This window comes from Caulobacter sp. CCG-8, from assembly GCF_037402475.1.
In the GTDB taxonomy this organism is placed as follows: Bacteria; Pseudomonadota; Alphaproteobacteria; order Caulobacterales; family Caulobacteraceae; genus Caulobacter.
Genome location: NZ_JBBEUD010000001.1, coordinates 1 through 21772 on the forward strand (window position 1 = coordinate 1; position 21772 = coordinate 21772).

Sequence of the window (21772 nt, forward strand, 5' to 3'; positions counted from 1 at the left end):
TGGTGTCGCCGGCCGCGAGGGCCACGTCGATGGTCGACTGGCCGCGTTGCAGCGAGTCCTTCACGGCGTTCAGCGAGCTGGAAGTGGCCGACTGGTTCTTGGCCATGGCCCAGATAGCGCCATTGTCCTTGGCGGTACCGACCTTCTTGCCGGTGTTGATGCGTTGTTGCGTGACCTGAAGCTCGCTGTTGGTGGCGTTCAGGTTTTGCAGGGCGATCATCGCGCCGGCGTTCGTGTTGATGCTATTCAGCGGCATCGCAACAGTTCCTATTCAAGGGTTCCGACGTCATTTTGACTGCCGGGAGCTTTTTGCTCATCGAACTAGGAAGCAATGATCGGGCCAAAACTGCCCAGTAGGCAGAAATTGCCAACAGCTTGAAATTGCAAAGTTATAGTTTTGTTTACTGTGATTTTGATGGGCAATAACTGCCGGGCGACATATCGCCTCGGCAAAATATGCCGGGCAATTTTAGGTTGGCTTCGGACAATTCGACGAACGCCGGTCCGTGGAAAAAGAAATGCCGGACGGTCCGTAGACCGTCCGGCTTTGATCGCTTCTTGGAGCCTAGTCGCCGATCACTTGAAGAGCGACAGGATCGACTGAGGCGTCTGATTGGCGATCGACAGGGCTTGAACGCCCAGTTGCTGCTTCGTCTGCAGCGACTGCAGCTTCGCGCTTTCCTTGGCCAGGTCCGCATCGACCAGGTTGCCCACGCCCGAGTCCAGGCTGTCCTGCAGCTTACCCGTGAAGGTCAGGTGCATGTCCAGACCGGTCGAGCTGGTGCCCAGGCTCGCCAGCTTGTTCGTCGCCGTGGTCATCGACTTGGTGATCGTGTCGATCATGGTCTTGGCCGCGGCGGCGGTCGTGAAGGTCGAGGTCGTGGTCAGACCCAGGCCCTTCAGCGACAGAGTCTTGGCGCTCACCGTGTAGGCGACACCGTCCGAGTTGCTGAGGAACTGCAGCTTGGTGGTGGTGCCGTCGACGAGGCTGACGCCGTTGAACTTGGCGTTGGTGACAGCCTTGGTGATCTGGTCACGCAGCGAGGTGAAGTCCGAGACCAGGGCGTTGAACGAGGCGGTGTTCAGCGAGGTGTCGGAGGCGGCCAGGGCCTTTTCCTTCATCTTGCCGAGCAGGTCGGTGATGGTGTCGCCAGCGGCAAGGCCGACATCGATCGTGGACTGACCGCGCTGGAGGGAATCCTTCACGGCGTTCAGCGAGCTCGACGTCGCGCTTTGCATCTTGGCCATCGACCAGATCGCGCCGTTGTCCTTGGCGTTGGAGATCTTCTTGCCGGTGTTGATGCGTTGCTGAGTGTTTTGGAGCTCCGAGTTGGTGGCGTTCAGGTTTTGCAGCGCGATCATGGCGCCGGCATTGGTGTTGATCGAGTTCAGCATGGTGTTTCTCGCCATTTTGGGAGGATTGCCCCGGCGTTTTGCCGGTCGGGCGTTTTGCCCGCGGGAACCATCGCAAGCGGCGGGCCAATCGGCGCCGCGCGGAGAGACTTGTTAAGTCGCTGTTTTCAAATGGATTTCTGGAATACCGCGTTCGCCGCGACGCCGACGATCGCCTGCAGAAACAGCCGGGCGGCAGCTTTTACCGGAAAGGTTTGCCGTCGCCCCCCCCCCCCCTGCCCGGTCGTCCGCGCATTGAAAAGGCGGGCGCCGAAACCGACGCCCGCCTCGCCATGACGGCTCAATTCAAGCTGGCCCGCCGGAGACGGGCCGGGATCAGGCCCCGTCGGAACGGCCGGCCAGGCCCTGCATGATCATGCGGTTGATCTCGATCAGCGGCTCGAAATCCTCCTCCTTGCGCATGATGGCGCTGGAGTGGCGGCCGACCCAGAGGCTGAGCGAGATGATGCTGGCGCGCAGCTGCACCGGCAGGGTGTTCTCCGGCAGCGCGCAGTCGGTCGCCAGGGCCGACCACACGCGCCGGTTCCAGTCGAGCGCGTCGATGCGCGTGGCGATGTCGTCCGCCGGCGCTTCGGACGCGGCCATGAGGGCGCGCGTCACCTGACCGAACAGACGGTATTCCATCTCGCGCGGGTTTTCGGTCCGCGTCGCCGTCTGTTGATAGGCCCTAAGAGACATGCCCCAACCTCTGATCTTCGTACTCGATTAGCTTCCGGCTCAGCATGAGCGCCTTGTAGTACTCGCGGGCCATCACGTGCTTGGAGATGGCGATGCAGTCGCCCAGCACGTCGGGATTGCGCACCACGCCCATGAATTCGGTCAGGCGGGTGGCGAATTCCTCGTACTGGCGCTCGGCGCCGGCCTCGTCCAGGTACATCATCATGACCGGGAAATAGATCCGGCGCGCCGGCGTCGTGGCTTCGTCGGGCTGCATGATGTCCTTCTCACGCAGCACGGAGGCCTTGTTCTGGAGGACCAGCACGCCGCGACGGTCGCCGTTCTGGACGACCGCGCCGTTCAGCACGAATTTCTCGCCGGGTTTCAGCGACAGCTTCAATGGCACAAGGCCGCTCCCTCTTGCATTGCCGTGTCGCCCCATCCGCCGGAATAGCGGTTCGGAGCAGAAGCTAGGCGGAGGCGGTTAACGTCCCCTTGCCAAGCCTGCGACCGGGAGACGCAGCTTAGGATACAATTAAACATACTGACCCAGAGGATGACTCTCTCCAACCGCCAAGGCCTTCAATAGATGTCCCGCAGTCGCGACACCCAGATCTCGGCCGCCGCGCTGGCCGTCGCCCAGGAATCCGTCGCCCAGGCCGTTAACCTTGGCTTCCAGACCGCGACCGGCGACGCCGCCTCGGCCGAGGCCCTGGAGCGGCTGGATCGCCAGGTCCACGAGGTCCGCAACCGGGAGGCCTCGCGGCAGCTGGAGCGCTCGCTGCGCGCCATGCACAGCGGCGACTTCGCCAAGGGCGAGAAGCTGGCGCTCAAGGCCCTGGAGTTCGACGACAAGCTGGGCGTGGCCTGGCACGTGCTGGGCATCGCCCGCGAGAAGATCGGCGATTTCGCCGGCTCGATGCACTGCTACGAGGCGGCGCTGAAGCTGCTGCCCAACCACGATGGCGTCGCCGGCGACCTGGGCCGCCTGGCCTTCCGCCTGAACATGCCGGAAATCGCCGTGAAGTTCTTCGCCCACTACGTCCAGGCCCGCCCCGGCGACCTGGAGGGCGTCAACAACCTGGCCTGCGCCCTGCGCGACCTCAATCGCTGCGAGGAAGCCATCGAGGTCCTGCGCCCGGCCATCAACGACAATCCCGAACAGCCGCTGCTGTGGAACACCCTGGGCACCATCCTGTGCAGCCAGGGCGACGGCAAGACGGCCCTGACCTTCTTCGACGAGACGCTGCGGCTGGCCCCGCGCTTCGGCAAGGCCTACCACAACCGCGCCTACGCCAAGCTCGATCTGGGCGACGTCGAGGGCTCGCTGGCCGACTGCGACCGGGCGATCGCCTTCGCCGAATCCGCCGAGGACTTGGCGACGATGCAGTTCGGCCGGGCCACCACCCTGCTGTCCCTGGGCCGGGTCGGGGAAGGCTGGAGCGCCTACAAGGCCCGGCTCTCGAAGGACCTGAGCGACGCCCCGCGCTTCACCATCGACGCCCCGCGCTGGAGCCCAGGCATGGACCTGGCCGGCAAGTCGCTGATGATCTGCGCCGAGCAGGGCCTGGGCGACGAGGTGATGTTCGCCAACATGCTGCCCGACGTGGTCGAGGCGCTCGGGCCCGACGGCAAGCTGACCCTGGCGGTCGAGCGTCGGCTGGTCTCGTTGTTCCAGCGCTCGTTCCCGAACGCCGCCGTCTTCCCGCACAAGACCGTCGCCTATGAGGGCCGGGTCTATCGCGGCGCGCCCGAGATCGAGGACTGGAGCGGCGTCGACTTCTGGGCCCCGATGGCCGACCTGCTTGAGGTGTTCCGGCCCAGCCTGGCCGCCTTCCCGACCCGTCCCAGCTTCCTGACGGCCGATCCGGCGCGGGTCGCGCACTGGCGGCGGGTCCTCGAGGAGAGCGCCCCCAAGGGCCCCAAGGTCGGCCTGCTGTGGAAGAGCCTGAAGCTGAACGGCGAACGGGCCCGCCAGTTCTCGCCCTTCCTGCTGTGGCGGCCGATCCTGGAGGTTCCGGGGGTCACCTTCGTGAACCTGCAGTATGGCGACTGCAGCGAGGAGATCGCCCTGGCCAAGGCCGAGTTCGGCGTCGACATCTGGCAGCCGCCGGGCATCGACCTGAAGCAGGACCTCGACGACGTCGCCGCCCTCTGCTGCGCGATGGACCTGATCGTCGGCTTTTCCAACGCCACCACCAACCTCGGCGGCGCCTGCGGCGCGCCGATCTGGATGCTGACCGGCGCGGCGTCCTGGACCCGGCTGGGCGCCCAGACCTGGCCCTGGTACCCGCGGACGCGCTGCTTCATCACGCCGGACTTCAACGACTGGAACCCGACCATGCGCGAGGTCGGCGCCGCCCTGCGCGAGCGCTTTCCGGCCGCTTGACGGAAAAGGCTTCGCCACGAGGCCACCGCATTTCGGCGGTAGACGAACGCCGGAGTTCGGGCTTGAAGTTCCGGACCTAACCTTGAGTACGCCCTTGCCGCTCGCCATCCTCCAAGCTCGCATGTCGTCGACGCGGCTTCCCGGCAAGGTGTTGGCCGATCTGGCCGGCAAGCCGATGATCCTGCGGCAGATCGAGCGCCTCAAGCGCGCCACGCGACTGCAGCGGATCGTGGTGGCCACCTCCGACCAGGCCAGCGACGATCCGCTGGCCGTCTGCCTGATCGCCGCCGGCGTCGAGGTGTTCCGCGGATCGCTGGACGACGTGCTGGCCCGCTATATCGGCGCGATCGAAACCTTCGGTCCGACCCGCACGGTGGTGCGCCTCACCGCCGATTGCCCCCTGGCCGACCCCGACCTGATCGACCAGACCCTGGCCCTGCACGAGCGCTCCGGCGCCGACTACACCTCCAACACCCCCGCCCGGCGCAGCTTCCCCAAGGGGCTGGACGTCGAGGTCTTCGAATCCGTGGCCCTGAAGATCGCCGCCGACGAGACGAGCGACCCCTACGACCACGAGCACGTCACCCCCTTCCTCTACCGCCACCCCAACCGCTTCAAGATCGAGGGGCTCGAACAGGCCGCCGACGAGGGCGACGTGCGCTGGACGGTGGACCGGCCCGACGACCTGGACTTCGTCCGCGCGGTGTACGATGGACTCTACGCCGCCAATCCGACCTTCACGTCGGACGACGTCCGGGCCTTCGTGCGGGGCCGGCCGGACCTGGCCGCCCTGGGGGGAGATCGCCGCGTATGACCACTGGAGCCTCGGACGCCCCGTCCCACGCCGTCGTCCTGCGCGACGTGACCGAAGGCGATCGTCAGAGGCTGCTGGACTGGCGCAACAGTCCCGAGGTCGCGGCCTACATGTACACCGACCACAAGATCGGCCAGGCCGAGCACGACCGCTGGTTCGACGGCATGGCGAGCGACGCCCGCCGCCGATACTGGGTGATCGAGGTGGACGGCGAACCCGTGGGCCTGGCCAACCTGGCCGACATCGACGCCAGGAACCGCCGCTGCGCCTGGGCCTACTACCTGGCCAGCCCGTCGGTGCGCGGGCTGGGCGTGGGGTCGTATATCGAGTTCTGGATGATCGAGTACGTCTTTGGTCCCCTGGGCTTCGACAAGCTGTGGTGCGAGGTGCTGCTGTCCAACGAGAGCGTCTGGAAGCTGCACGAGCGCTACGGCTTCCAGCGCGAGGCGCTGTTCCGCCATCATGTGATCAAGGACGGCGCGCCGGCCGACGTGGTGGGGCTGGGCCTGCTGGCCCAGGACTGGCCGGCCCGGCGCGAGGAGATGGCCCGGCGCCTGCTGGACAAGGGCTACGCGCTTCCCTTCGCATGAGGGCCTTCGCCCAGCGCGACCGACGGAACAATCGTCACGGACGACGGGTTGAATCCGGGACCGCGGGGGCGTCGCCCTCGCCCTTCTGGTTTCAGGGAGCCCGCCATGCCCACCGACACCGACTATGACGACCAGGACGGCGCCGAGGTCCTGGACGAGACCAATCTGACCGAGGACGGCGACGACATCGCCAATTTCGACGAACTGGACGACGTCTACGACGTCACCCAGGCCGACGGCGATGGCGACGAGGACGAACAAGACGATGACTTCGACGACGAGGACGCCGACGAGATCGACGACGATCTGGAACGCGAACGCGACGACGAGGGCCTGGACGTCGAGCGCGAGCCGCTCAGCGCCATCGCCGGCGACGACGAGGACGTCGAGGACTCGATCTCGGACGACGACGACAGCGCCGCCGACTTCGAATCGACCGAGCTGGCCGAGGACGACATCGAGTCGCTCGGCTACGCCCAAGAAAGCTGAGACGTCGGAGCTGAGACGTTCAAGACGGTCGGGCCGGCGTTGAAGCGTTGTTCCTCAGCGCCTAGATTCACGGGGCGAGAGGAGAGCCGCCATGTCCGACGCCGCGCCCGAATCCGAAAACGACGACCAGAGCGAATATCTCGAGGACCAGTTGGAGGAAGGGCTGGAGGACAGCTTCCCGGCCAGCGATCCGCCTTCGGTCGCCCGCCGGCACCGCAAGCCGCCGCCCGAACTGCTGAAACCGCGCGACGGAGCCTGACCACAAGCCGGCTTGATCCGGCCGACCGTTGGTCTGTAGGTTAGTCCTGATTTGAACAACTGTTCGAGGCGGTTCGCTGGAGCCGCCGTCAGGAAACCGTATGAGCTCGCGCTTCGAAGGCACCGCCGATTACGTCGCCACCGACGACCTGAAGGTCGCCGTCAACGCCGCCGTGGCGCTGGAACGTCCCCTGCTGATCAAGGGCGAACCCGGCACCGGCAAGACCGTGCTGGCCTACGAAGTGGCCAAGGCGATGAACGCGCCGCTGCTGACCTGGCACATCAAGTCCACGACCAAGGCCCAGCAGGGCCTCTACGAATATGACGCGGTGACCCGCCTGCGCGACAGCCAGCTGGGCGACGAGCGGGTCAAGGACGTCCGCAACTACATCAAGAAGGGCAAGCTCTGGGAGGCCTTCGAGGCCCCGGTCCGCCCCGTCCTGCTGATCGACGAGATCGACAAGGCCGACATCGAGTTCCCCAACGACCTGCTGCAGGAACTGGATCGCAACGAGTTCTACGTCTACGAGACCGACGAGACGATCGCCGCCAAGGTCCGGCCGATCATCATCATCACCTCGAATAACGAGAAGGAGCTGCCCGACGCCTTCCTGCGGCGCTGCTTCTTCCACTACATCCGCTTCCCCGAGGAGGCGACGATGCAGGCCATCGTCGACGTGCACTTCCCGGGCATCAAGCAGAAGCTGGTCGCCGAGGCCCTGCGGATCTTCTACGACATGCGCAAGGTGCCGGGCCTGAAGAAGAAGCCGTCGACCTCGGAGCTGCTGGACTGGCTGAAGCTACTGCTGGTCGAGGACATCGACGAGTCCACCCTGCGCGAGAAGGACCCGACCAAGCTGATCCCGCCGCTGCACGGCGCTCTGCTGAAGAACGAGCAGGACGTCCACCTGTTCGAGCGCCTGGCCTTCCTGGCCCGCCGCGAGGGTTCGGGAGCGCGGCCCGGACAATAGGGCCGTTACCGCGATTTCATTGGATTTCCGAGCGCCGCCGGACCACGTTCGCGTCGAACGGGAGATTCCTTTTATGCGACACCTGACGCTGCTGGCCGCCGCGAGCCTGGTCGTTCTCGCCGGCGCCTGCTCGCCCAAGGTCGAGGTCAGCCATGGCGACCACAGGACGCCCGGCAAGCGCGAGCCGCTGCGGGCGATCAGCCGGCTGGACTGCCCGGACAAGCAGGGCGAGCTGACCCGCGTCAGCGCCGCGGCCGACGGCCAGACCTGCCTCTACAGCGGCCAGAACGCCGAGGTCACGCTGAGCCTGGTGGCGCTGAACGGCGGCGACGCCGAGGCCGCCCTGGCGCCGATCGAGGCCGACCTGAAGACCCTGATGCCGGCGGTCAAGGCGCCGCCTCCCCCGCCGCCCGGCGGCAAGGCCCGTGGCGACAGCGCCAAGATCAGCCTGCCCGGGATCAAGATCGACGCCCACGACAAGGGCGCCGACATCAAGATCGGCGGCCTGACGATCAACGCCAACGACGACACCGCCGAGGTCAAGGTCGCCAAGAACGTCACGATCCGCGACGGCGACAGCACCAAGCGGGTGACCGAGCGGACCAGCGGCGGCAATTCCAACGTCAGCGTCCAGTCCACCAACGAGGACGAGGGCGACACCGAGATCCACGCCACCAACGACGGTGCCCAGATCCGCCAGCGGCGGGGCGGCGACGGCGTGCGCGCCACCTTGATCCTGGCCAGCGACAAGGCCGTCAGCGGCTACCGCGTCGTCGGCTACGAGGCCCGCGGCCCCAAGGGCGGCCCGCTTGCCGTGGCCGTGGTCAAGGCCAAGGGCCGCGACGGCAGCGACCACGACATCTTCGAGGACATGAAGACCCTGGTCCGCCACAACGTCGGCGGCTAGATCGGCGTCACCTCCATGACCTTGTAGGTCAGCGGCCGGCCGTCGTCGTCGGTGACGGTGACGTATTCGCCCAGGGCGAAGCGATGCTGGCCCAGGCGGTGGACGGGCTCGTCGTCCAGGTCCTCGCCCTCGTCATAGTCGAAGAACCAGCGCTCGCCGCGTCGGTTCAGGCGGCCGTCGGCGGCGTCCTCGTCGGGGGCGAAGCGGCGGACCACGCACTCGTCCTTGGCCTTGGCGTAGGCCGCGGCGTCCAGGTGGCCGTCCTCGGTCAGCGGCGCGGTCAGGGCGTAGCCCCGGTGGTCGTCGCCTCCCGCGAACTTGGTGCCGGGATTGCGGGCCAGGCGCATGACGATGCGTGACAGGGACATTTGAACGCCCTCCTTCTTCTTCTGGAACAAAGCTCTAGTGCGACAGGAACAGCGAAGGTCCGTCGCTGTTCAGCAGGCTCCGGGTGGTGCCGCCGAAGATGAACTCCTGCAGGCGCGGGTGGCCGAAGGCGCCCGCCACCAGGAAATCGGCGCTCACGTCCTTGGCCGCGCCCAGCAGCAGGGCCGAGGCGTCGCCGCCCGAGCCCTCCAGCACCTTGGGCTCGGCCTTGACGCCTCGGGCCGCCAGGAACGCGACCAGGCGCTCCAGCTCGAAATTGCGCGACGAGGCGCCCGGCGCCCCGGCCACCACGACCTTGGCGGCCTTCTGCAGCAGCGGCAGCGCGGTGCGCATGGCGCGGCTGGCCTCCTTGCCGCCGTCCCAGGCCACCAGCACCGTGCCGCCGACCTTCAGGCCCGGCCGGGCCACGACCACGGGGCGCTGCTCGTCGGCGATCATCTGCTGGAACGACTCCGCCAGCGGCCCCTTGCCGCGCGCGGCGGCGCTGTCGAACACGATCACGTCCGACAAGCGGCCCTCCGCGGCCAGGCCGGCCCAGACGGGCGATTCCAGGCTGATCGCGGTGGCGCGGGCGTAGCCCAGCTCGGCCACCAGCTTGTCGACGGCGTGATGGCCCTCGACGGCGGCTTCCTTCAGGCTCTCCAGCGCCGTGACCTGCACGCCGCCCATGAAACCCTCGCCCATCCAGGGCATCAGATCGGCCATGTCGGCCGGCGCATGGACGCAGGCCAGCTCGGCGTCGAAACCCTCGGCCAGCGTCTTGGCCGCTTCCAGGACGCCCCGGTCGGCGGCGGCTCCGGCCAGCGGCGCCATGATTCTCGCCCAGCTCATGATCGATCTCCCGGGTCTAAGCATTCACACGGTGAGGCATTTCCACAGACAACGGCCCGGCCCTCATTGATCTTTGTCAACCGATGGGCCAACCCAGCTAGAGTGGGGCCAGACTGTGTAAGGCCTGCACCTTCACCGTAAGGAACGATCTCGTGGCCAAAGGGCTGCATAAAACTCCGCCCCGGGCGTGGCAGCGCATGCTGTCGGGCCGTAGGCTCGACCTGCTGGACCCCTCGCCGATGGACATCGAGATCGAGGACATCGCCCACGGCCTGGCCCGGGTGGCGCGCTGGAACGGCCAGACCACCGGCGAACACGGCTTCTCGGTGGCCCAGCACAGCGTGGTGGTCGAGGAGATCGCCGCCCATATCAAGCCCGACCTCGAGCCGAAATGGCGCCTGGCCGCCCTGCTGCACGACGCCTCCGAATATGTGATCGGCGACATGATCAGCCCGTTCAAGGCGGCGCTGGGCATCGGCTACAAGGATTTCGAGGCCCGGCTGGAGGACGCCATCCACATCCGCTTCGGCCTGCCGCCCAAGGTCCCGGCCGCGATCAAGAAGCTGATCAAGCAGGCCGACCGCGCCTGCGCCTTCTTCGAAGCCACCCAGCTGGCCGGGTTCGAGCACGCCGAGTCCCTGGCCATCTTCGGCCCGCCGCCGGCCGGCTACGATCTGAAGATCCTGCCCCTGCCGCCGTTCGAGGCCCAGGCCCGCTACGTCCAGCGCTTCCACGTGCTGTCGCGCGCCGCCGGCTTCGAAAGCGCCCCCGGCATGGCGTTCGAGACCGAATGACCGGGGGCGGATCGACATCGGTCGTCATCGGCCTGTCGGCGGTCGTGGTGGCGATCCGCGACGGCGAGGCCGTGGTCCTGACCGTGCGGCCGCACGACGCCGTCACCGACGTGGCCAGCCCCCTGCCCGGCCTGCCGTTCGGCCCGTTCGACCCGGCCGGCCACCGCACCTTCGAGCTGGGCCTGCGGGCCTTCGTCACCGAGCAGACCCGGTTCCAGCTGGGCTATGTCGAGCAGCTCTACACCTTCGGCGACGAGGGCCGCGACGCGCCGCGCGCCGAAATGGGAGCCGGGGCGGCCCGGATCGTCTCGGTCGGCTATCTGGGCCTGACCCCGACGGCCGTCGAGACCCAGGTCCCCGACACCGCCTGGGCGCCCTGGTCGGCCTTCTTCCCCTGGGAGGACTGGCGCCACGGCCGCCCCGCCCTGCTGGACGAGGCCATCGCCCCGGCCCTGCGCCGCTGGGCGGGCGAGGACGCCGGCAAGTGGTCGCGCGCCCGCCTGGCCTTCGCCCTGGACGGCGCGCCGTGGAACGAGGAACGGGTCCTGGAGCGCTACGAGCTGCTCTACGAGGCGGGCCTTGCCCCAGAGGCCGCCCGCGACCGGGCCCGGGCCGAGGGCCACGATCCGGCCGAGCCCGCCGCCCTGTCGGCCGCCCTGGGCGAGCCGATGATCTCGGATCACCGCCGCATCCTGGCCACCGGCCTCTCGCGCATCCGGGGCAAGATCAAGTACCGCCCGGTGGTGTTCGAGCTGATGCCGACCGAGTTCACCCTGTCGGCCCTGCAGCGCACGGTCGAGGCCATCGCCGGGGTGCCGCTGCACAAGCAGAACTTCCGCCGCGTGGTCGAGCGCGAGGACCTGGTCGAGGGCCTGGGCCGCCAGGACGCCGACACCGGCGGTCGCCCCGCCGAGCTGTTCCGCTTCCGCCGCGAGATCCTGACGGCGCGGCCGGCCATGGGGTTGTCGCTTCCGTTGCTGCGGGACTAGGCGTCGCATTTGCCTCCTGGCCCTTCAACGCTAGGCTGACCGGCATGGCGAACCTCTCCCGCACACACCTGATCGCCGGCGGCGCGGCCGTCGCCGTGCTGGCCGGCCTGGGCGCGGGCCTGGCCGCCTATGTCCTGCGCGACACCCAGGCCGAGGCCGTCGATCACCGCACCGACGACGCCGAGGCCGTCCAAGGCGCCCGGATCGCCGTCGCCGACCGTTTCCCTGAGGCCCAGGGCGTCGACTTCGGCAAGACCTTCGTCCACTGGGACGGCGAAATCCCCTCCGTCTGCGGCGAGGTCGACATCGTCCAGGAGCAGGACGGCTTCGACGGCCCCGAGCGCTTCGTCTGGTCGCAAGGCGACCTGAAGCTGGAAGAGACCGACGGCAGCGACGCCCTGAACCAGAGCTGGAGCGATCTCTGCGTCTGAGGCGTTGCGGAAAATGATGGCCTATCGTCGAGGCGCGCGCTTCAGAAGTCCAATCTTCGGCAGCCGGTAGAATCCGTCGCGTACAGTCTCGAACCGGAGATATGGTGCGAAGAGCGCTTGAATCTCGGACAGCTTATCTACTTCTCACCCGACTCCGTCGAAGAACGACGACAGGTCATCGGGCGTTGCGACCTCTTGATTACGGTGCATCCGCCTGGATTGCTCGGCAACCGACGCAGGTAGTATGTTCATATACTCCACAACCCGCGCATCGAACAGGAAAGTGGCGCTCGTTTTGGCCTCGTAAAACGCTTGGTCGTGTTGCTGAGGGTTTGCCAGTGGGACGGCTTGGACAAGCAGAGTGCAGGCTTCGTAAATTCGCCAACGCCGATCATATAGATCCAGACGCAATTTCGCGCGGGCGGTCAGCCACTGTTGAAGCGTGATGTATCCGGTGACAAGCCCGACGACGGCGACCGTGCCAGCGCTAAACACCGGCGCGTAGCTCACCAACCAGGGCGTGGCGGCCATGGGCGAACACTGGCTGAATATCTGCATCTTGCCTGCGCCCTCCCACTGTTCCTCCATGTTATGAGCTTGGCCTTAAACCGGGGCAACCTAATGAACTGTCCGTCAGAACCGTGGCGCTGGACGTGGTGGGGTGTCTGGTATCCGTGGGCTGAAGCCAACACTGGCTTTCTCTCGGTGATGCAAAGCGTCATATCGATTGTCGCTTTGGGCGTGGCGATCAGCTTCTTCCTTCATGAACAGAAGCGCGCCAATCAGGCAGAAGCAGATGCCCGTCGTTTGCGCGATGAGGCCGCTCTGGAACGAGCGCGGGAAGCGGAGCGCGTCGCCATCGAACGAACCCAGGCGACACGGCTGGAGCGAGAAGAGCATGTCCGAGCTTTCGGCTACGTCACAGGGGCTGTTATGATGCGATTTCAGGACAAGATTTTCGCCGAACAGGTACAACTTCAACAATGGCCGGAAAGAGACGCAGCCTATGTATCGCGCAGATTGGAATTTCGCCCTCTAGCGGAAAGCGTCAGAGACACCTTGCTCTCGCTATTGTCGGCGGCGCCCCGCGATCCCGCGCTGATCTACGAAGCCCAAAACGCCGTCGAGGTCGCTACTCGAATTTGCCAATACGCGGGTCCTGAGACGGTCGGCGGACTTCGCATACTCATACCCAAGGCTGGCGAAGACCTGCAGTCGGCTTCTAAAGCGTTCTCTCTGCGGATAGAGGAGCTTGCGCCAGTACCAGACTAGTTGGACCGGGTAGTTATCCAAACTGCCGGAACGCCATAGCAAGTGTCTAGTGCTGTGAAACGAAGTGTCGCCACATACGGCTTCGCTGCGAGCCTCCCTTAAAGGAAGATGGGGTTTCCCGCGCCCACCTGCTTCAAACTCAGCGCGTCAGCGATCACCTCCTCCAGCACGCCGAGGTCCACATCCCTCACCGATCTGAAGCTGATGCAGTACCCGGTGACCTTGGCCTTGCCGAGGCGCGCGCCATAGGTCTGCGAGAGATAGGCCTTGTCCTTCAGGCCCATAACGTAAACCGATAGGCCGGACGTGTTGGCGCTCAGGCCGAGCTTATAGAATTCCCTCGTATCTCCGTCCGCATAGGCGAGCGTCTGCGCGCCGTAGCCGATGTTCGGGTTGGAGACGATCTTGCCGTCCGCGTTCCGGCCGTCCAGGAACCACAGGTGGGCGTCGGGCGAGAGGGCCAGGATGCGCCGATGCAAGTCGCGCAACTCCTCGCGCTTCGCCGGCGGCTGGTCGTCGATATAGCCGTCGATCTGCCCGCGCACGTCCATGCCGGAGCCTCCCTGTTCAATCTCGCTCCTCTGGATGACGATCGGACGGGTCCGGAGCCGACACGAGCCGCCGTTTTTCCTCGCCCCTCGGCGGCGGCGCCAGGACCCAATCGCTGATCGTGTCCAGGAAACCCGGCACGTAGCCCGGGGTCAGGGCGGGATATTCGGCCGTGGCGCCCGTGCCCGCCTTCCAGAACTGGTGGTTGGCCTCGTCGAACGTCCGGACGGTCAGATCGGCCTCGCGCAGGCCCCGGCTCAGCAGGCCGGCGTTCGGTCGGGACGGCACGAGGCTGTCGCGCGCGCCGAACAGGGCCAGCACCGGCGCCCGGACCGTCGGCAGGGCCGCGGCCGGCGAATAGTGGATCACGCCGCAAAGCGTCTCCAGCGCGGCGATCCCGCAACGGGTCGGCAGCAGCCGCACGGTCGAAAGCCCCGCCCGCAGGACCAGGCCGTTGACGGCGACGCCGGCCCGGCTCCGGCCGGCCAGCCGCCACTGGTTGGTCTGGTCGGTGACCACCTGGTCCAGCACCGACTGGCCCGGTCCCGCCATCAGCACGACGAAGGCTACCGCGTCGGGCGCCTGGGCCGCCGCCTCGGTCGCCACCCATCCGCCCTGGCTGTGCCCCAGCACGCCGATCCTGCGCGGGTCCACCGCCGGATCCTGGGCCAGGCGGCGGAGCATCAGGACGGCGTCCTGGGCCCGCCCCTCGATGGTCTCGCCGCGCCAGCGCCCGCCGGACCCGCCGACGCCCCGTCGGTCGGTGATCATCACCGCCACGCCGTCGACCGCCAACCGCTCGGCGATCACGCGATAGGCGGGGAAACCCTGGATCCTACCGTCCCGTCCGTTGCCGCCCGAACCCGCCAGGATCACCACGCCGGGCGCGTCCGCCCGCCCCTCGGGCGACAGCACCGACCCCGCCAGCACGACCCCGTCGTGGGCCTTGATCGTGACCGGCGTCTCGCGCCAGGCGCCGGCCAGGGCGTCGCGCGGACCCAACAGGCAGAGCGCGAGGAAAGACAGGGCGAAGGCCGTCGGGAACTGACGCATGAAAGGCTGGAACTCCGATGCGGGAAAGCGCCGGGCGACCGCCGCGGCCAGCCAGGGATCGGGCTCGGCCGGGGCCGCCTCAAGCGGGAATTCGTGAAACGGACCGCCGCCTTCGTGTAATGGCCTGGTCCATGACGATTCCCTTTGGCGCTTCGCCGATCGGTCGCCGGGCGTTCCGGCGCGAGCATCTTCGCGAGGCGATCGTGATGCTGGTCTGCGCCGCGATCGTCGTGGCCATGGGGCCGTTCGGCGCGGTCCCGTACCGCGACTGGCCGGCGCGGACCCTGTACTGGCTGCGGATCATGGCCCTGCGCTATGCGATCGTGCGGCCGTGTCTGGCCCTGGCCGGCGCCGTCGCACGGCGCTGGAAACTGCCCGAGGGCCCGGCCTGGGCGGCGGCGTCGGTCGTGGCCGCCGCGCCGGTGACCGCCCTGGTCTGGTGGCTCGGTCCGCATCCGGACCTCACGCGACCGCCCCCGTCGCTCGCCGATTTCCTCGACGCCTATGTCCAGGTGCTGGTCGTCACCGCCTTCGTGGTCCTGGCCCTCTGGCTGGCGCGAGCAGGCCAGGACCGGACGCGCGGGCGCGCCTCCGGACAGTCGGCGACGCCGGCGGCCGAGGTGAAACCGGCCCTCGCCCGGCGCCTGCCGCCCGGCCACGGAGCGATCTTCGCCCTGTCGATGGAGGACCACTATGTACGGGTCCACGCCCAGGGCGGCCAGACCCTGCTGCTGATGCGGATGGCCGACGCGGTCGCCGCGGTCGAAGGGCTGGACGGCGCCCAGGTCCACCGGTCGTGGTGGGTGGCGCGGTCGGCGGTCGAGCGGTGCGAGCGTCGCGGGCGGCGCTTCTGGCTTCTCCTGCCGGGCGGCCTGCCCGCGCCCGTCGCGCGCGACCGGGTCAAGGCGCTGATCGCCCGGGGATGGCCGCTGGAGCGGTCGTGAGCACTCGCCGAAGGAACGCCGCGCCTCCCGCGCACATTCAAGCCGGATGCACCGCGCGCGCCACGCCCTGAATCCCCACACCGAGACCTTCGCCCTGGCCGCCCTGCTCGGCCTGGGCGCAGCCCTGGCGGTCTTCCAGGACGTCGCCGACGACCAGAACGAGGCCGACGGCCAGGCGTCAGACTGGAAGATCCTCAAGGCGCTGCGGCGCGACGGCGATCCATCCGAGCCGGTCGGGCCAAAATGGCTCAAGGAGGGCCTGACCGAGGCCAGCGCCCTGGGCGGGATCACCGTACTGGCCGGACTGACCGCCGTGACGGCCGGTGGCCTGGCCCTCGCCGGCAAGCGCCGCGAAGCCTTGCTGACGGCCGGGGTGTTCGCCGGGGCCCTGGTGCTGAGCGAGGGGCTGAAGAACCTGTTCAAGCGCAGCCGGCCGCCGGCCGGGTACCGCGCCGCCGAGGCGGTCAACGAAAGCTTCCCCAGCGGCCACGCCCTGCTGTCGGCCGCGACCTTCCTGTCGCTGGGCATCCTGTTCGCCCAGGGGGCCAAGGGCACGGCGTTGCGCGCCTACGGCCTGGCCGTGGGCGCGACGACGGCCGCCGCCGTGGGATTCAGCCGGGTGTTCCTCGGCGTCCACTGGACCAACGACGTGCTGGGCGGCTGGGCCGCCGGCTCGGCCTGGGCGGCGACCTGCTGGCTGGTGGGGCGCGAGCGACGCTAGGCCGACCGCCCTACTCGGCCGCGTGCGTCTCCGGCGTCGCCTTCCCGTCCCGCTCCAGCCGCGCCCGCCACTTGGCCTTCAGGGTGTGGGAGGTGTCGCGCGAACCGTCGTGGCTCCAGCCCGGCGGGCCGAAGACATAGCCCAGGGCGTGGCGCGGGTGGGCGGCCACGTCCTTGGCGATGCCGATGAACTCGTGGAAGACGTTGGTCAGCAGGTTGAAGCTGGCCAGGTTCTTGACCGTGCCGTAGCGGCACGGCTCCTCGTCGACCTCGGGGATGAAGGTGCCGAACATCCGGTCCCAGATGATCAGGATGCCGGCGTAGTTGGCGTCCAGGTAGCGGGCGTTGCGCGCGTGATGCACCCGGTGGTGCGAGGGCGTGTTGAACACCGCCTCGAACCAGCGCGGCATCTTCTTGATCGCCTCTGTGTGGATCCAGAACTGGTAGATCAGGCTGATCCCCTTCTGGATGGCCACCATGGCCGGCGGGAAGCCCAGGAACGACAGCGGCAGCCACAGCAGCCACGTGCCCACGACGCCGCCCGTCCAGGTCTGCCGCAGGGCGGTCGACAGGTTGTAGTGGGTAGAGGTGTGGTGGTTGACGTGGCTGGCCCACCAGAACCGCCGCTCGTGGGCGATGCGGTGGAACCAGTAGTAGGTCAGGTCCTCGGCGAAGAAGAGGATCACCCAGGCCCAGACGGCGGTCATCGGGATCGTGAAGATCCGGTGCTGCCAGACCCAGATGGTGGCGGCGAAGATCGCTCCGCCCAGGATCGCGCCGGCGATGCTGCTTCCCAGGCCCATGGTCAGGGACATGGCGGTGTCCTTGGCCTCGTAGCGGGCGTTCGCCTTGCCGAGGCGCGCCAGGACGATCTCCAGGATGACGGCCAGGACGAAAAAAGGAATAGCAAGCTGCACGGGGTCGAAGGTTTTCATGCGAACTCCCGCGGCGGCCAGGCGCCGTCCTTCAGGGCCAGGCGCGGGGCGCCGTCGGCGGTCTTGAGGCGGAGGAAGCCCTTGTCGGGCCGGGCGGCCAGGGCGGCGCTCCAGGCCAGGTCGCGGGCCACGTAGCCGTCGCCCTTGCGCCAGGCAACCAGGGCCCGCTCGCCCGACCGCGCCACCAGACCCGCGCCGTCGGCGGCGATCCATAGGGCGTCGACGCGGTCGTCGGGGAACTCCACGGCCAGCAGGGCCCGGGCGCCCTCGGCGTCGAGCGGCGGGGTCGGGCGCGAAATCCGCGCCCAGGCCGCGATGGCGACCAGCAGGCTGACGGCCACGGCCGAGCCCACCAACTGAATCAACAGCGCCTTGTCCAAGCGACGCTTCCTCCCAAACTTGACGCCAGCGTCACGCTTCAGGGCGCCGGCGTCAAGCCGCTCCGCCGAGGCATGGCGACGCGCGTCGGTCGAAAAGCGTCTTTACGCTGAGGCTTGCGCCGCCCTACGGTACCGCCAGGGTTGTTCAGCGCTCGCCGAGCCGAGCCTCTTGGGGGAAAACGATGTCGTTGATGTTTGAGCCGTTGCGCCGGTACGCCGATTTCGAAGGGCGTTCGCGACGGACGGAATATTGGCTCTTCTTCCTGTTCCATGTCCTGGTCGCCGTGGCCTTCACCATCGTCACCGTGACGTTGGTGGTCGCGGGTGCGGAGGCGAACAAGAGCCAGGGCCAGGACGGCGTTGGAGCCGCCTTCGTCGTCTGGATCCTGGTCGCCATGGCGGGCGCGCTGGCCCTGATCATCCCCACCCTGGCGGTCCATGTCCGCCGGCTGCACGACATCGACCAGTCGGGCTGGATGGTTCTGCTGGGCCTGATCCCCGGCGTGGGCGGGATCATCCTGCTGGTCTTCCACCTGATGGACGGCACGCCCGGTCCCAACCGCTACGGCGAGGACCCGAAAGGCCGCCTGCCTTACGGCGCCGGACCGACCGTGCATCACCATCACTACGCGCCCGGCGCGGAGCCGCCGGCGGTCTGACCGCGAGCCTATGTCGGAATCAGAACGCGCGCCCCGGGATCGAGGCGCGCGTTCTTCGTTTCAGGGGGCCTGGCGCCTAGAACTTCCGGGCGTAGCCCACCGACACCACGTTGGCGTCGGCCGCGTCGTCGTCGCGGTACTGCTGACGGGTGTAGTCGACGCGGACGCCGTTCTTGTCGTCGAACTTGTACTGGGCGCCGACGCCGTAGTTGACGCTGTCGGCGTCGAACTTGTTCTCGACCCCGGCCACGGTCTGCTTGAACTGGCTGTTGCCGTAGCCGACGCGGCCGATCAGGTCGATCTGCGGGGTCACCGGCAGGAAGCCCACGCCGTAGACCGCGGCCTGGTGGGTCTGTTCGATGCTGGAGCGGACGCCGGCCTGGTCGATGTTGTCGTCCTTGACGCCGCCGGACAGTTCGCCCTCGACGCCGAAGTGCGGAGTCAGCTTGGCGCCCAGGCGGCCCTGGACGGCGCCGGTGTCGGCGCCCTCGGCGCGGGACCCGGCGTAGCCGAGCGTGCCGTAGACCCCGGTGTCCTGGGCCTGGGCCAGGGCGGGCATCGAGGCGAGCGAGATCGCGACCACGGGAGCGGCCAGCACGGCCGCCGACATGAGAGTCTTCATTGTTGTACTCCTTGGTACTGGCGAGGCTGGGGGAGCGCCTCGACGGTCTCAGGGATAGCCTTGCCGTTGGGCCGCCATTGGACCCTGGCGAGCCCGTTTGGGGCCATTGCGTGTCGATCGCGACACGTCCGTGGCGATTGTGGCGGCTTGGAATCGTTCCCCTTCCCGGCCCGAAAGCGGAGAGGTGTGACCTTCCTGCCGCGCGGGGAAACGTGACGGCTGCGCCAAGCGTGCTATTGATCGGGCAAGAACCGAAAGGCGTGCCCCCCTTAATCTTGGCGGAGGCTCGCCAACGTCACCGGGATCGCCGCCTTGCCTAAAGCCGTCATCGTCGCCACGGGGCTGTACACCCCGCCGTTCAGCGTTTCGAACACCGAGCTGGTCGAAACCTTCAACACCTATGTCGAGCGCTTCAACGCCGCCAACGCCGAGGCCATCGCCGCCGGCGAGGTCACGGCCCTGCTGCCCTCCTCGCCCGAGTTCATCGAGAAGGCCTCGGGCATCAAGTCGCGCTTCGTGATGGACAAGACCGGGATCGTCGATCCCGAGGTCATGCGCCCGATCCTGCCCGAGCGTCCGAACGAGGAGATCTCGATCCTGGCCGAGATGGCCGTCGAGGCCGCCAAGCAGGCCATCGCCCGCTGGGGCAAGCCGGCCTCGGAGATCGGCGCGGTGATCTGCGCCGCCTCGAACATGCAGCGCGCCTATCCGGCCATGGCCATCGAGGTGCAGCAAGCCCTGGGCATCGAGGGCTTCGCCTTCGACATGAACGTCGCCTGCTCGTCGGCCACCTTCGGCATCAAGACCGCCGCCGACTTCATCGCCACCGGCAGCGCCAAGGCCGTGCTGATGGTCAATCCCGAGATCTGCTCGGGCCACCTGAACTTCACCGACCGCGACAGCCACTTCATCTTCGGCGACGTGGCCACGGCCGTGATCCTGGAAGAGGAAAGCCAGGCCGAGGGCGGCTGGGAGATCCTGGGCACGCGGCTGAAGACCCAGTTCTCCAACAACATCCGCAACAACTTCGGCTTCCTGAACCGCGCGGCCCCGGAAGGGATCGGCGCGCGGGACAAGCTGTTCGTGCAGGAAGGCCGCAAGGTGTTCCGCGAGGTGGTGCCGATGGTCAGCGAGATGATCGTCGAACACGCCGGCGACATCGGCGTGGAGCCGACGGGGCTAAAGCGCCTGTGGCTGCACCAGGCCAACATCAACATGAACGAGATGATCGGCCGCAAGGTGCTGGGCCGCGATCCCGCCCCCGGCGAGAACGTGATCATCCTGGACACCTACGCCAACACCAGCTCGGCCGGCTCGATCATCGCCTTCCACACCGCCAACGACGACTTCAAGCCGGGCGACACCGGCCTGATCTGCAGCTTCGGCGCGGGCTATTCGGCGGGCACGGTGTTCGTTCGCAAGCGGTAGCGGCTGGGGACATGCGCTTGTGCGTGTCCCCAACTCCAGGCGCGGCGCTTGAGGACTGGGGACACGCGCTAGCGCATGTCCCCGGCCCTATTTCGCCTATTCCGCCTTCGGATGGGCCGCCTTCCAGTCCATGGCCCGGCGGATGCGGGCGCCCACGGCCGGGTGGTCGTAGAACAGCACCTCCTCCAGCCGGCTGGGCGTGGCCGCGCGGTATTCGATGGTCTTGACCAGGGCCTTGGACAGGCCGTCCGGCTCGTTGAAATGCTCCAGGCTGTAGTGGTCGGCGTCGCTTTCGGCGATGCGGATCAGGCTGTTGGTCACCGGCGTGCCCAGCAGCGACAGCACCGCCAGGATCACGCTCAGCACCGGCAGGCCCGCCGGATCGGCCAGGCCCTTGATCGTGTCGCCGCCCAGCAGGGCGCAGACCGGCGCGAACAGGCGGTCGACCAGGAAGAACGACACGATGGCCAGCAGGCTCATCACCCCGGCGATCCACAGCGAATGGTAGTGGGCGTAGTGGCCCATCTCGTGGCCGACCACGCCGCGCACCTCGGCTAGGTCCGCGCCCTGCTTGAACATGGTGTCGCTCATCGCCACCCGCGCCGAGCCGAACAGGCCCGAGACGTTGGCGGTGTAGGCGTTGGACTGCTTGGAGCCGTTGTAGACGAAGATCTTGTCGGCCGGGATGCCGTTGGCCTTGGCCATGGCCACCACCTGGTCGCGCACGGGGCCGGCCGGCGCGGGCGTGTAGTGGTTGAAGATCGGCTCGATATAGATCGGCGACAGCACCATCAGGATGGTGATGAAAACGGCCGTCAGCCCGCCGCTCCAAAGCCACCAGGTGCGCGGCGCCCTGCGGATCAGGGCGTACAGCGCCATCAGGAACAGGCCGAACGCCACGGCGCTGATCGCCAGGCTGATGGCGCTCTCGCCCAGCCAGCCGCCGAACGCCTGGCTGGTCAGGCCGTACTGCTTCTGCCGCCACCAGCCGGCGTAGGCCGACCAAGGCAGGCTCAGGACGCCGTCGATCAGCAGGTAGACGACGCCGACCGCCAGGCTGACCAGGACAGGCCGCGGCTTGCGGCGCTCCATCCGGCGGCGCAGGCCCACCAGCACGCCGCTGCGCACGATCAGGAAAGACACCAGCACCGAAACCAGGAAGCCCCACAACAGCAGCCAGTGGCCGCCCTGGGTGTAGGCCGTGGCCTTGGCGTGGGCCTCGGGCGGCAGCTGCGCCAGATAGGCGGCGGTCGCGGCGGCCGGATCGAACAGGACCATGGAATTCCCCGA

Annotated in this window: 27 protein-coding genes and 1 pseudogene; 15 read left to right on the plus strand and 13 right to left on the minus strand. The window is 67.8% G+C overall.

The window, feature by feature from the left end; all coding sequences use genetic code 11:
• From WAE60_RS00005 to flbT, 4 genes and pseudogenes are all read right to left on the minus strand, one after another.
• A pseudogene (locus tag WAE60_RS00005) lies at positions 1-256 on the minus strand (flagellin); the annotation flags it as partial.
• 320 nt (positions 257-576) lie between these two features.
• Complete coding sequence (locus WAE60_RS00010) at positions 577-1395, minus strand: flagellin (protein ID WP_029914849.1); 819 nt, start codon at positions 1393-1395, stop codon at positions 577-579.
• Between the two features lie 333 nt (positions 1396-1728).
• Positions 1729-2091, minus strand: coding sequence for a flagellar biosynthesis regulator FlaF (gene flaF / locus WAE60_RS00015; RefSeq protein ID WP_029914851.1), 363 nt, complete (start codon positions 2089-2091; stop codon positions 1729-1731).
• The gene (flbT, locus tag WAE60_RS00020; RefSeq protein ID WP_029914853.1) at positions 2081-2476 is read right to left on the minus strand and encodes a flagellar biosynthesis repressor FlbT; all 396 of its coding nucleotides are present in this window, start codon (positions 2474-2476) and stop codon (positions 2081-2083) included. The genes flaF and flbT overlap by 11 nt, the downstream gene beginning before the upstream one ends.
• Positions 2477-2659: 183 nt before the next feature.
• Here flbT and WAE60_RS00025 point away from each other — a divergent pair, with 183 nt between their 5' ends.
• The 7 genes from WAE60_RS00025 to WAE60_RS00055 all read left to right on the plus strand — a co-directional run bounded on the left by WAE60_RS00025 (position 2660) and on the right by WAE60_RS00055 (position 8488).
• Entirely contained in the window at positions 2660-4459 is a 1800-nt protein-coding gene (locus WAE60_RS00025; RefSeq protein ID WP_337684213.1) for a tetratricopeptide repeat protein, read from the plus strand.
• Between the two features lie 94 nt (positions 4460-4553).
• A complete protein-coding gene (locus WAE60_RS00030; protein ID WP_029914855.1) occupies positions 4554-5273 on the plus strand; it encodes a glycosyltransferase family protein in 720 nt (239 codons plus the stop codon).
• The gene (pseH, locus tag WAE60_RS00035) at positions 5270-5863 is read left to right on the plus strand and encodes a UDP-4-amino-4,6-dideoxy-N-acetyl-beta-L-altrosamine N-acetyltransferase (RefSeq protein ID WP_337684215.1); all 594 of its coding nucleotides are present in this window, start codon (positions 5270-5272) and stop codon (positions 5861-5863) included. Before WAE60_RS00030 ends, pseH begins: the two co-directional genes overlap by 4 nt.
• 105 nt (positions 5864-5968) lie before the next feature.
• A complete protein-coding gene (locus tag WAE60_RS00040) occupies positions 5969-6352 on the plus strand; it encodes a primosomal protein (RefSeq protein WP_337684216.1) in 384 nt (127 codons plus the stop codon).
• Between the two features lie 91 nt (positions 6353-6443).
• Positions 6444-6611 carry a hypothetical protein gene (locus tag WAE60_RS00045; protein WP_337684218.1) on the plus strand — a complete coding sequence of 56 codons (168 nt, stop codon included), beginning with the start codon at positions 6444-6446 and terminating at the stop codon, positions 6609-6611.
• Positions 6612-6711: 100 nt separating this feature from the next.
• Entirely contained in the window at positions 6712-7581 is an 870-nt protein-coding gene (locus WAE60_RS00050) for a MoxR family ATPase (protein ID WP_029914858.1), read from the plus strand.
• 73 nt (positions 7582-7654) lie between these two features.
• Entirely contained in the window at positions 7655-8488 is an 834-nt protein-coding gene (locus WAE60_RS00055; protein WP_337684219.1) for a hypothetical protein, read from the plus strand.
• Here WAE60_RS00055 and WAE60_RS00060 read toward each other — a convergent pair.
• Positions 8485-8856: a hypothetical protein gene (locus tag WAE60_RS00060; RefSeq protein ID WP_337684220.1), complete on the minus strand. Its 372-nt coding sequence runs from the start codon at positions 8854-8856 to the stop codon at positions 8485-8487. The genes WAE60_RS00055 and WAE60_RS00060 overlap by 4 nt on opposite strands.
• A 34-nt stretch (positions 8857-8890) precedes the next feature.
• Complete coding sequence (locus WAE60_RS00065) at positions 8891-9706, minus strand: universal stress protein (RefSeq protein WP_337684221.1); 816 nt, start codon at positions 9704-9706, stop codon at positions 8891-8893.
• 152 nt (positions 9707-9858) lie between these two features.
• On the opposite strand from WAE60_RS00065, the gene WAE60_RS00070 reads away from it, so the two are divergent.
• The 3 genes from WAE60_RS00070 to WAE60_RS00080 are packed head-to-tail and all read left to right on the plus strand — an operon-like array spanning position 9859 to position 11920.
• The gene (locus WAE60_RS00070) at positions 9859-10500 is read left to right on the plus strand and encodes an HD family hydrolase (protein ID WP_156035827.1); all 642 of its coding nucleotides are present in this window, start codon (positions 9859-9861) and stop codon (positions 10498-10500) included.
• Positions 10497-11489, plus strand: coding sequence for an NAD regulator (locus WAE60_RS00075; protein ID WP_029914864.1), 993 nt, complete (start codon positions 10497-10499; stop codon positions 11487-11489). The genes WAE60_RS00070 and WAE60_RS00075 overlap by 4 nt, the downstream gene beginning before the upstream one ends.
• Positions 11490-11533: 44 nt before the next feature.
• Positions 11534-11920 (plus strand): hypothetical protein, encoded by a 387-nt coding sequence (locus WAE60_RS00080; protein WP_337684224.1) that lies wholly within the window; start codon positions 11534-11536, stop codon positions 11918-11920.
• Between the two features lie 144 nt (positions 11921-12064).
• On the opposite strand, the gene WAE60_RS00085 is transcribed toward WAE60_RS00080, so the two are convergent.
• Positions 12065-12478, minus strand: coding sequence for a hypothetical protein (locus WAE60_RS00085; protein WP_337684225.1), 414 nt, complete (start codon positions 12476-12478; stop codon positions 12065-12067).
• Positions 12479-12541: 63 nt separating this feature from the next.
• On the opposite strand from WAE60_RS00085, the gene WAE60_RS00090 reads away from it, so the two are divergent.
• Positions 12542-13192 carry a hypothetical protein gene (locus WAE60_RS00090; protein WP_337684227.1) on the plus strand — a complete coding sequence of 217 codons (651 nt, stop codon included), beginning with the start codon at positions 12542-12544 and terminating at the stop codon, positions 13190-13192.
• Positions 13193-13290: 98 nt separating this feature from the next.
• Here WAE60_RS00090 and WAE60_RS00095 read toward each other — a convergent pair whose 3' ends face one another.
• A complete protein-coding gene (locus WAE60_RS00095; protein WP_337684229.1) occupies positions 13291-13743 on the minus strand; it encodes a DUF1801 domain-containing protein in 453 nt (150 codons plus the stop codon).
• A gap of 16 nt (positions 13744-13759) precedes the next feature.
• Positions 13760-14794 carry an alpha/beta fold hydrolase gene (locus WAE60_RS00100; protein ID WP_337684230.1) on the minus strand — a complete coding sequence of 345 codons (1035 nt, stop codon included), beginning with the start codon at positions 14792-14794 and terminating at the stop codon, positions 13760-13762.
• A gap of 131 nt (positions 14795-14925) precedes the next feature.
• Between WAE60_RS00100 and WAE60_RS00105 the strand changes: the two genes are divergently transcribed.
• A complete protein-coding gene (locus WAE60_RS00105; RefSeq protein WP_337684232.1) occupies positions 14926-15738 on the plus strand; it encodes a LytTR family transcriptional regulator DNA-binding domain-containing protein in 813 nt (270 codons plus the stop codon).
• A gap of 46 nt (positions 15739-15784) precedes the next feature.
• Entirely contained in the window at positions 15785-16459 is a 675-nt protein-coding gene (locus WAE60_RS00110) for a phosphatase PAP2 family protein (protein ID WP_337684233.1), read from the plus strand.
• Positions 16460-16469: 10 nt separating this feature from the next.
• Here the strand turns inward: WAE60_RS00110 and WAE60_RS00115 are convergent, their stop codons facing one another.
• Positions 16470-17393 carry a sterol desaturase family protein gene (locus WAE60_RS00115; RefSeq protein ID WP_337684235.1) on the minus strand — a complete coding sequence of 308 codons (924 nt, stop codon included), beginning with the start codon at positions 17391-17393 and terminating at the stop codon, positions 16470-16472.
• Complete coding sequence (locus tag WAE60_RS00120; protein ID WP_337684236.1) at positions 17390-17758, minus strand: hypothetical protein; 369 nt, start codon at positions 17756-17758, stop codon at positions 17390-17392. Before WAE60_RS00120 ends, WAE60_RS00115 begins: the two co-directional genes overlap by 4 nt.
• 197 nt (positions 17759-17955) lie before the next feature.
• Between WAE60_RS00120 and WAE60_RS00125 the strand changes: the two genes are divergently transcribed.
• On the plus strand, positions 17956-18432 hold the full coding sequence (locus tag WAE60_RS00125) for a DUF805 domain-containing protein (protein WP_337684238.1): 477 nt from the start codon (positions 17956-17958) through the stop codon (positions 18430-18432).
• 76 nt (positions 18433-18508) lie between these two features.
• Here WAE60_RS00125 and WAE60_RS00130 read toward each other — a convergent pair whose 3' ends face one another.
• Positions 18509-19054: a porin family protein gene (locus WAE60_RS00130; protein WP_029914876.1), complete on the minus strand. Its 546-nt coding sequence runs from the start codon at positions 19052-19054 to the stop codon at positions 18509-18511.
• Positions 19055-19366: 312 nt separating this feature from the next.
• Here WAE60_RS00130 and WAE60_RS00135 point away from each other — a divergent pair, with 312 nt between their 5' ends.
• A complete protein-coding gene (locus WAE60_RS00135; protein ID WP_029914878.1) occupies positions 19367-20482 on the plus strand; it encodes a beta-ketoacyl-ACP synthase III in 1116 nt (371 codons plus the stop codon).
• Between the two features lie 96 nt (positions 20483-20578).
• Here WAE60_RS00135 and WAE60_RS00140 read toward each other — a convergent pair whose 3' ends face one another.
• Entirely contained in the window at positions 20579-21760 is a 1182-nt protein-coding gene (locus WAE60_RS00140) for a M48 family metallopeptidase (RefSeq protein WP_337684241.1), read from the minus strand.
• Positions 21761-21772: the final 12 nt, after the last annotated feature.